Below are 10,074 nucleotides of genomic sequence, written 5' to 3'. Positions count from 1 at the left end.
CCCAAACCCCAGGAACAAATCACTCTCCGTAATCGTTGCCGTAAAAAGGAAGAAGGCACAAGGCACCACAGGCACCAGCCAGCGGGCACCAACGAGGAGGAGCCACCAACGACGAGCAGCCACCAGAACGACGAGCAGCCACCAGAGAACGACGAGCAGGCTCCAGGCGAGCACGCCAGCTAGACGCCCAGCCCGCGGCCGTCAACAGACGGATGTCGTGCCGTGGTAGGCCACCGGACAGCACAACCCACACAGCACAGACCACACAGCACAGACCGGGCAGCACGGACCGGGGAGCACGGGCCGGACAGCACAGGGGGGGCACAGCCAGCCGAACGCCACGGGGGCAGCCCACGCAGGCGCAGCCCACCCCCACCGGCCCCGAGCCCGCCCCACCGAGCCCGCCCCACCGGGCCTCACCTCACCGGCAGCTGATCTGCGACCTCGCCCAATCCCCCAGCGCCACCAAGTCGCCGGCGCTCTCCGGCTCGACGACCAGGCGGAGCGTCCTCCGGCCCGCCAACGGGACGTGCACCGGCACCGCCGGATCCCCGCCGCGCACGACGTCGGACCGCCACAGCCGGACCCCGTCCGCGTACACCGAGAAGCGCAGCGCGCCCAGCCCCAGGCTGAGGTCGTCGACGCCGGCCACCGCGTCGTAGGCGGTGCACTGCCGGTTGAGGTCGATCACCACCGAGGACGACGCGTGCACGCTCACCCCGTGGGGGTAGGCCGTGCCGCCGATGCTCGGGTGGTTCCGCTTCCACATCCAGCTGCTGTCGAAGGCCCGGACCTCCGGCGCGGTGCCGTCGCCCGCGAAGTCGTACCGCAACGCGTTGACCTGGTACGGCGTCGGTGGCGGGGCCGGAGGCGTGGGCGCCGGGGCCGGGGGACGCGTGGGGCTCGGCGTGGGCTTCGGCGACGGCGGCGCGGGCGTGGGGGACGGGGTCGGGGTCGGCGTGGGCCTGGGCTTCGGCCGCTCCGGGGTCGGCTTGGGGTGCGGCTTCGGGGCCGGTGCGCTCACCGGGGGCCGCGGGGCGGGCGGCGGCTCAGGGGAGGGCGCGCGGGAGGCGGTCGGCGCCGGCTGGGCCGGGCGTGCCTGCGGGTGCGGGTCCGGCTGCGAGGAACCGGACAGTGCGAACGCGAGGGCCGCGCCCGCCACGACCACCAGGCCGGCCCCGACACCGATCTTCACCGGCGCGGCCAGCCCCTCGCCCACGGCCGCCCCGCCGGCCCCGCCGCCGCTCGCCCCGCCGGCCCCGGCCCCACCGGCCCCCGCGCCCGCCGCACCGAAACCAGCCACACCAGCCGTCCCACTGGCCCCAGCCGCCCCACCAGCACCAACAGCCGCCCCTGCGCCTGCTCCTGCTCCGGCGCCCGCTCCCGACCCCGAAGCCGCCGCGGCCACGCCGGCGCCCGCCGCCGCCCCGGCGCCGGCGACACCGGCGACCGCGGCCGCGCCCTTGACCGCGTACCCGGCCGCGAACCAGCCGAGGACCGCGATCGGCAGCACCGCCCCGATCCGCTGGTTGAGGTCCGCGACCTCCAGCGCCGCCCCGCGGCACCGGGCGCACGTGTCGAGATGCTTGCGCAGCCCCCGCTCGGCGCGCATCCGCAGCCCGCCCCGCGCGTACGCGCCGAGCCGGTCGGCGTAGCGCGCGCAGTCGCCGCCCGAGGTCAGCGACTGGCTCACATGCGCCTGGAGGTACGCCTGCTTGAGCCCTTCCCGGGCGCGGTGGGCCAGGACCGCGGTGGCGTTGGCGGTGAGCCCGAGCAGCGGCGCGACCTCGCTCGGCGACTCGTCCTCGATGGTGGTGTGCCACAGCACCGTCTGATAGCGCTCCGGCAGGCTGCGGAACGCCTGGACCGCCATCGTCTGCTCGGCCTCGTGCATCGCCCGGACGTCCGCGCCGAGGTCGAGGGTGTCGTCGTCCAGGGACGATCCGGCCGCCGACACCGCGAACACCGCGAAGTCCTCGACCAGCTGCTCGCGCCGGGCGGTCTTCGCCCAGCTCGCGGCGACCCGCCGGACGGTCGTCAGCAGATACGCCCGCACCGCCGCGTCCGGGCCCGCGCCGCCGCGCACCGCCTGGAGCGTGCGGGCGAACACCTCGCCGGTCAGGTCCTCGGCGGTGTGGGCGTCCCGGCAGCAGCCGCGCGCGTACCGGCGTACCGCGTCGGCGTGCCGGCGGTACAGCTCCTCGTACGCGGAGTCGTCGCCGGCCCGCAGCGCGGCCACCAACTCGGCGTCCGACGGCGGCGGAACGCTGCCCGGGCCAGCCCCGGCACCTCGGTCCACCGGGCCACCCCCGGCACCACCGCCCAACGGGCCGCTCCCGGCACTGCCACCGTCCAGAGGGCTGTCGCCGACGCCACCGCCCAACGGTCCGGCGGACGGCTCCGCCCGCTGCCCGGTGCGCCTGCGCTGCGCCGGCACGCTCGGCCCGCCGCTCCCCGCGCCGCCCGCCGGCGGCGTCGCCCCCAGCGGCCCGCCCTGGCCCGGTACCTGGCCCGACGGTGTTCCCGCGTCCTCGCCGCTGCGCTCGTCCCGCCCGTCAACACCCATCGCCGAGGCCCCCGAACCCGCCGTCACACCGCAACACCGCGCAAGCGTGCCACACCCCGTGCGCGCGCTTCAGTGCTCCGCCGGCCAACCACTCATCCGAGGCGCCCGCACTGGAGTTCACCCGTATGGACCCTTCCGGGTATTCACTCGTACGGGCTACGCCTGGTCTATCGAGGTCACCCGTAGGGGTGTAGTGCGCGGAGCCGTGCCGCCGCACCACAGGAAGCCCCACGTCACGTGACGACGCACCGGGTCACAGGACGACACCCGGCTCGCCGCACCACCCATACGAAGCCGCACGAACGCACAAGCCGTACCGCCGGAACAACCCCAGCGGCCCCGGCCTCACCGCCCCGACTCGAACACGCCGCCCCGGCAACAGACCGCCGCAGCCGGTCTCACCCCCCGGCCCGCGACCGCAACCCCTCCAGCAGGATCTCCAGCAGCCGCGTCGACGCCGCCTGCTGCTGCCCCGGGTCCGGGAGCGCCGGCGCGCCCGTGGCGATGACCAGCAGGACGTCGGAGACCGTCACATCGGCGCGGAGCGCTCCGGCGGCCCGGGCGCGCTCCACCAGCCGGCCGACGACCTCCAGCAGCGCCTGGCCGCCCGGCGTCTCCTCGGCCTCGGCGCCCGTACGGCCGCCGTCCGCCTCACCGGGCACCCGCTGCAACGGGACCCGCGCCCCGGCGCCGGCCTCCGGCAGCCGCGGTTCGCCCGCGCCGTCCGCCGTCCGGTCCCCGGCCGCGTCCACCCGCAGGATGCCCGGCGGCAGCAGCCGCCCGGCGCCCGAGGCCACCGACGTCCGCAGGAACCGCGCCAGCGCCGACCACGGGTCGTCCTCCTGGCCCAGCGCGGCCCGGGCCTGCTCGGTCAGCCGCGCGGTCTCCTCCTCGGCTATCCGCCGGACCAGGACGTCCTTGCTCGGGAAGCGGCGGTAGACCGTCCCGACGCCGACCCGGGCGCGCCGGGCCACGTCCTCCATCGGCGCGCCGTACCCCAGCTCGCCGAACACCTCGCGGGCCGCGCGCAGCACATGCTCCAGATTGCGCTGGGCATCCACCCGCAGCGGTGTGCTCCGGCCGCCCGCGCCGGCCGGCGCGCCCGTTCCGCCGGCGCCGCTGCCATGGGCACTGCTGCCGTTGGTGCCGTGGGCGCCGTCGGACGCGCTGGTCACCGCGACCGCCGCCGGCCATTGAGAGCCTTGAATGTGCATAGTGATCCCCCGGTAATGACGTCTCCCCCCGGAGACTCCCCGCCCTGACGGCCGGGGCGGCCCGACAAAGAGGGGGCACCCCAGCGAAGTACGAACATAGTTGAGCCCGCGTCAAGATTGAAGGGGGCCTTCCGCACACCGCGCCCCCCGATCGGCCCAACCGGCCCGATCCGCCCCGTACGCCCCTCCGTTCACTCCGCGCCAATCTCCGCCTGACCAGCGTACTTCGCACCGGACACACGGAATGTCCCACTCCGCCCAGCCACCCGTTCCGGCCATACTTTTCGACCGGCCTGTGGACAAAGCCGCGCCGGGCATGCGTCATGGAACAGTGCTGTGCTTTCCGGGGGCGCAGCGCCCGAAGGTGGCCGCGCCGCCGGTCAGGCCGCCCGCTCGGTGGCGCCCGGCCGGCCGACACCGCGAGGAGAACACCTGTGAAGACTCCGTCTTCGGACGATGCGGCGCGCGTTCTCGTGGTCGGCGGCGGCTACGTGGGGATGTACACCGCCCTGCGGCTGCAGCGGACCCTCAAGCAGGAACTGCGCCAGGGCAGGGCCGAGATCGTCGTCGTCGACCCCGACCCGTACATGACCTACCAGCCCTTCCTCCCGGAGGCCGCCGCCGGCGCCATCTCCCCCCGGCACGTCGTCGTCCCGCTGCGCCGCGTCCTGCCGCACTGCACGGTCGTCGTCGGCGAGGTCACCGCCCTCGACCACGGGGAGCGCAAGGCCACGATCGCCACCCTGGCCGCCGCGGAGACCGGCGACGGCGCGTTCACCGTCCCGTACGACGAGCTGGTCCTGGCGCCCGGATCGGTCTCGCGCACCCTGCCCGTCCCCGGGCTGGCCGACGTCGGCATCGGCTTCAAGACCGTCGAGGAGGCCATCGGGCTGCGCAACCACGTCCTCGAACAACTCGACATCGCCTCCTCCACCCGCGACCCCGACGTCCGCGACGCGGCGCTGACCTTCGTCTTCGTCGGCGGCGGCTACGCGGGCGTGGAGGCGCTGGCCGAACTGGAGGACATGGCCCGCTACGCCGTCCGCTACTACCACAACGTCCGCCCCGAGGACATGAAGTGGATCCTGGTGGAGGCGACCGGCCGGATCCTGCCCGAGGTCGGCCCCGACATGGGCCGCTACGCCGTCCGCGAGCTGCGCGCCCGCAATATCGACGTCCGGCTGGAGACCCGCCTGGAGTCCTGCGAGGGGCGCGTCGTCCGGCTCAGCGACGGCTCCCGCTTCCCCGCCCGCACCCTGGTGTGGACCGCCGGCGTCAAACCCCACCCGATCGTGGCCGCCAGCGGACTGCCGCTCACCGACCGCGGCCGCCTCAAGTGCACCGCCGCGCTCCAGGTGGACGGCGCCGAACACGCCTGGGCAGCCGGGGACGCGGCCGCCGTCCCGGATGTGACCGCGCCGCCCGCCACCCCCGATGGGCCGCACCCCGAATGCGCCCCCAACGCCCAGCACGCCGTCCGCCAGGCCAAGGTGCTCGCCGAGAACGTCAGCGCGGCCCTGCGCGGCGGCCCGGTCCGCGACTACGCGCACAAGTACGCCGGTTCGGTGGCCTCACTGGGCCTGCACAAGGGCGTCGCCCACGTCTACGGCCGCAAGCTGAAGGGCTATCCGGCGTGGTTCATGCACCGCGCCTACCACCTCAGCCGGGTGCCCACCGCCAACCGCAAGGCCCGCATCCTCGCCGAATGGACCCTGGCCGGCCTGTTCAAACGCGAGATCGTCTCGCTCGGCTCGCTGGAGAACCCGCGCGCCGAATTCGAACTCGCCGCCGGCACCGGCCGGCACAACGAGACCACCTGACCGGCCGCCCCACCTGGGGCGCCGGCCCCCCGCCCGGTGGACGCGCGCCGGCCGCCCCGGTACCGGGAACTGCGCCCCGGCGCCCGGCATCTGACGGATGTCAGTCCGGTCGGCCACACTGGACGTGTGACCATGGGTGGGCTCGTATCTGCGAAGAGTGACAATCACGAGGATTCAGGACGTTTGCTGCATTCCGCCAGAGGGCGCCGGCAGGGCCCCTCGCCACGCCACGGGGCGCCCGCCCACGCCGATGGCCCGACCCCGCGCCCCGACGCGACGTAAGAGGTACCCCTCCGTGATCTTCACGCGCTGGAGCGCCAAGTTCCCCGGCACGCAGCGGCGCACCGCCGCCCGGTCCGACCGCGCCGCCACCCCGCCCCAGGGGCCCGCGGCGCACTCCGCCGCGCCCGCCGGCGACCCGTCCGGCACCGTCCCCGCCGCCCGCGCCGAGGGCCCCGCCGGCGAGGACCCCGCGCCCGGCGCCGCGCCGCCCACCGTCGACGCGCTGTCCGTCCACGACATCCTCGGCACGATCCCCGCGCTCGTCGCCGTCGTCTACGGGCCCGAGCACCGCCTGGCGTACGTCAACGGCGCCTACGCCGCGGTCTTCGGCCCCCGCCCGGCCGGCCGCACCGCCCGCGAGGCCCTCCCCGAGCTGGGCGAACTGGGCCTGCTGCCCCTGATGGACCAGGTCCTGCGCAGCGGCCGGCCCCGCACGGTCAAGTCCCGCAAGGTCCCGGCCGGCGCCGGCGGCGACCGCACCCGCGACGGCTACTACACCTTCACCTGCACCCCCATCGAGGTCGCCGCCAGCGGCCCGGCCCCCGACCCGGAGGTCGCCTGCCTCGCCCCGCACAAGGGCGTCCTGGTCTTCGGCGCCGAGGTCACCGACCAGATCGAGTCCGCCGAACGGCTCCGCGCCAGCGAGGCCCGCCAGCGCGCCGCCGCCGTCACCCTCCAGCGCTCGCTGCTGCCGCAGGAGCTGGAGCAGCCCGACGACCTGCGGGTCGCCGCCACCTACCAGCCCGGCGGCACCGACGCCGCGGTCGGCGGCGACTGGTACGACGTCATCACCCTCGGCGCCGGCCGCACCGCCCTGGTCATCGGCGACGTCATGGGCCGCGGGGTGCGCGCCGCCGCGGTCATGGGCCAGCTGCGCACCGCCGTCCGCGCCTACGCCCGCCTCGACCTCCCGCCCCACGAGGTCCTCCAGCTGCTGGACGGCCTGGCCGCCGAGATCGACGCCAGCCAGATCGCCACCTGCGTCTACGCCGTCCACGACCCCAACGAGGGCCGCCTGGTCTACGCCTCGGCCGGCCATCTGCCGATGCTCGTCCGGGACGCCGGCGGCACGGTCCACCGCGCCGCCGAGCCGACCGGCCCGCCGCTGGGCACCGGTGGCTGGCTGCACACCTCCGGCTCGGTCCCGCTGGCGCCCGGCAGCAGCGCCGTCCTCTATACCGACGGCCTGGTCGAACGGCGCGACAAGGACATCGACGAGGGCGTCGCCGCCCTGGAACGGGCCTTCGCCGGCGCCACCGGCAGCCCCGAGATCGTCTGCGACCGGCTGCTGCGCTCGCTCGGCATCACCGCCGCCCACGACGACGACGTCGCCATCCTCGTCATCCAGAACCCGATCCGCGAGGGGCACGACGCCGAGCTGTTCCACAACGCCGCGCTGGAACTCCACGGCGGCACCGAGGCCGCGCCCCGGGCCCGCGCCTTCGCCTCCGGCGTGCTCGCCTCCTGGCGCTTCTCCCAGGACCTGCACGACCTCGGCGTGCTGGCCGCCAGCGAACTGGTCGCCAACTCCCTCCAGCACGGCACCCCGCCGATGCGGCTGCGACTGCGCCGTACGGACCGCCGGCTGATCATCGAGGTCACCGACGGCGACGAGCACCTGCCCCGCAGGCGGCGCGCCGAGCCGGCCGACGAGGCCGGCCGCGGCATCTCGATCATCGCCACCATCGCCTCCTCCTGGGGCTCCCGCCGGACCCCGGGCGGCGGCAAAGCGGTCTGGTGCGAATTCGCTCTGCCCCGGAACTGACGGCTCGGGCACCGACTGCCCCGGAACCGGTCCGTACGCCACCGCGCCCCGGCGGACGCCGGCGCCCGGCCGCCGGCCCCCGGCCGCCGGTCAGACGGCGCGGTGGCCGGCCGACGGTCAGACCGCCGCGGCCACCGGCTCGGCCTCCACCCGCGGCGCGGGGACGGCCGCCCGGTGCGGCTGGTCCTGCGCCGGCGTCAGCATCCGGCCCAGCCGCAGCGACAGCACCGTGATCCCGACCGCGCACGCCACCAGCATCCCGATGTACGCCGCGTACATGCCGTGTCCGACCATCAGCGCCCCGACGGCCGGCCCGACCGCCAGCGCCAGCTGCTTGACCAGCGCGAACGCCGAGTTGTACTGGCCTATGAGCGAGGCCGGCGCCAGATCCGCCACCAGCGGCGAGACGGTCGGCGCCAGCAGCGACTCCCCGACACCGAACAGCGCGTACGTGGAGATCAGCAGCACGGTCGCCACCGCCTGCGCCCCGTGCACCAGCCCGGACAGTCCGGCGGCTGTCCAGGCCACCGTCCACACCACGCCGACCAGCGCCATGACCCGGCTCCGGCGCCGCCGCTCGACCAGCCGCAGCACCACGAACTGCGCCGCGACGATCGCCGCGGTGTTGGCCGCCAGGGCGATGCCCAGCGTCGCCGGCTCGATCCGGGTGACCTCCGTCGCGTACGCCGCCAGACCCGACTCGAACTGGCCGTAGCAGGCGAAGAAGAGCACGAAGCCCAGCACGCACAGCCACACCATCCGCCGGTCGCCGAACAGCGCCCGCCAGGCCCCCGCGGCCCGCTCCCCGGTCGGCACCGCGTCCTCGACCTTCGGCACCCGCGGCAGCCGTACGGTCGCGATGGCGGCGCCCAGCACCAGGAACATCACGGCCTCGATGGCGAACAGCCGCACGAAGCTCGACGCGTGCGCCTCGTCGACGAGCTGGCCGCCGACCAGGCCGCCTATGCCCAGCCCCAGGTTGTTCAGGAAGAACTGGGTGGCGAACGCCCGGGAGCGGGTCACGGTCGTCGAGCACCACACGATCATCGTGGCGAGCGCGGGCTGGATCACCGCGATACCGGCGCCCAGCGCCACCGCCGAGGCGATCACCGCCGGCACGCTCGCCGACAGGCCGATGCCCAGCGAGCCGACGGCGGCCGCGACGGTGCCGGCGACGGCGACCGGCAGCGGCCCGCGCCGGTCGATGGCCCGCCCGGTCAGCGGCAGGACGACCAGCGCGGAGACCGCGAGCATCGCCAGCACCGCCCCAGCCGTACTCGCACCGAGATGCCGCACGTTCGCCACGTAGACGTACAGATACGGCACGGTGAAGCCGTTGCCGAACGCGCTCAGCGCGTTGCCCAGCTGGATCCGGCGCAGCGCGGCGCCCATCGCGGTGGTCACACTCACCTTCCTAGGTCAGGTCGTGAAGACGGATACGTGTCAGGAACCCCCCGAGCCGAGCCGAGGCGCGTCCGCGACGCCCGTGACGTCCGAGTCCGGACAGTCACACCCTCAAGACTTCGACCCTAAAGTTCGAAGCTAAAGACTACATGACGAAGAGCTTCAACGCCAATAACTTTCGTGTCATACTGCGCCGCATGCCAGAGCCCTCAGACGCGCCCGCCCCCGGCGAGCCCAGCCTCGAGGAACAGATCGCGGCCTACCAGCGCGAGTTCCAGGACCTCGACCCCCAGGTGGAGCAGGTCGTCTCCGCCCTCCAGCGCCTCAACCGGCGGATGAACGTCGCCTACGGACGCCAGACCGCCACGCTCGGCATGAGCAACGCCGAATGGGAGGTCCTCAAGGCCCTGGTCGTCTCCGGCGCGCCCTACCGCATGGGCCCCGGCGAACTGGCCAAGCGCCTCGGTCTCACCCCCGCCGCCATGACGCACCGGATCGACCGCATGGCGAACGAGGGACTGGTGACCCGCGAGCGGGACGAGACCAACCGCGTGCGCGTCATCGTGGAGCTGACGCACGAGGGCCGCGAGAAGTGGCTGGAGGCGATGCGCATGGCGACGGTCTTCGAGGAGGAGCTCCTCCAGGACCTCTCCGGCGAGGAACGCCGGGTGCTCGGCGACGCGTTGACCCGTCTGCTGCGCCGTGTGGAGGCCGCCCAGCCGGACGCCGAGGGCCGCCTGAGCGACCTCGACTGACCCGGGTTGACACGGCCCTCCCCGACCCGTAGTGTTCTCCGAGTTGCCGATGAGCCGGAACGGTTCTGCGGCAGCCATCCCGCCGCATCGCGGCAACTCACTACTGCACGGCCTCCTCAACGGGACTGAATTCCGCATGCCGAAATTCATTCCGGGCGCCTGATTAGGTGTCACCGAGGAATTCCGCTAAAGTGGTGAACACCCCGCCGACGGGGAATCGGATCGAAATTCGAACCGCTCGCAGCTCTTCGAGATGCGGACCGGGACG

Annotated in this window: 6 protein-coding genes; 3 read left to right on the top strand and 3 right to left on the bottom strand. The window is 74.5% G+C overall.

Annotated features, from left to right (window positions below; genetic code table 11):
• Positions 1–421 precede the first annotated feature (421 nt).
• Both ADL22_RS07760 and ADL22_RS07755 read right to left on the bottom strand, forming a co-directional pair.
• Positions 422–2,566, bottom strand: a complete 2,145-nt coding sequence (locus ADL22_RS07760) for a sigma-70 family RNA polymerase sigma factor (RefSeq protein WP_066975083.1) — start codon at positions 2,564–2,566, stop codon at positions 422–424.
• A 398-nt stretch (positions 2,567–2,964) separates the two neighbouring features.
• A complete protein-coding gene (locus tag ADL22_RS07755; RefSeq protein WP_066975081.1) occupies positions 2,965–3,780 on the bottom strand; it encodes a TetR/AcrR family transcriptional regulator in 816 nt (271 codons plus the stop codon).
• A gap of 434 nt (positions 3,781–4,214) precedes the next feature.
• Here ADL22_RS07755 and ADL22_RS07750 point away from each other — a divergent pair, with 434 nt between their 5' ends.
• Positions 4,215–5,600, top strand: a complete 1,386-nt coding sequence (locus ADL22_RS07750; RefSeq protein WP_267890150.1) for an NAD(P)/FAD-dependent oxidoreductase — start codon at positions 4,215–4,217, stop codon at positions 5,598–5,600.
• A gap of 295 nt (positions 5,601–5,895) precedes the next feature.
• Complete coding sequence (locus ADL22_RS07745) at positions 5,896–7,647, top strand: ATP-binding SpoIIE family protein phosphatase (RefSeq protein ID WP_066975079.1); 1,752 nt, start codon at positions 5,896–5,898, stop codon at positions 7,645–7,647.
• Between the two features lie 117 nt (positions 7,648–7,764).
• Here the strand turns inward: ADL22_RS07745 and ADL22_RS07740 are convergent, their stop codons facing one another.
• Entirely contained in the window at positions 7,765–9,051 is a 1,287-nt protein-coding gene (locus tag ADL22_RS07740) for an MFS transporter (protein ID WP_066975077.1), read from the bottom strand.
• A gap of 197 nt (positions 9,052–9,248) precedes the next feature.
• Here ADL22_RS07740 and ADL22_RS07735 point away from each other — a divergent pair, with 197 nt between their 5' ends.
• The gene (locus tag ADL22_RS07735; protein ID WP_066975075.1) at positions 9,249–9,806 is read left to right on the top strand and encodes a MarR family winged helix-turn-helix transcriptional regulator; all 558 of its coding nucleotides are present in this window, start codon (positions 9,249–9,251) and stop codon (positions 9,804–9,806) included.
• The last annotated feature ends 268 nt before the right edge of the window (positions 9,807–10,074 follow it).

It is taken from the genome of Streptomyces sp. NRRL F-4489 (assembly GCF_001509485.1).
Lineage (GTDB): Bacteria > Actinomycetota > Actinomycetes > Streptomycetales > Streptomycetaceae > Streptomyces.
The sequence above is the reverse complement of the archived record's forward strand: the minus strand, read 5'-3'. Positions and strand labels throughout refer to the sequence as shown.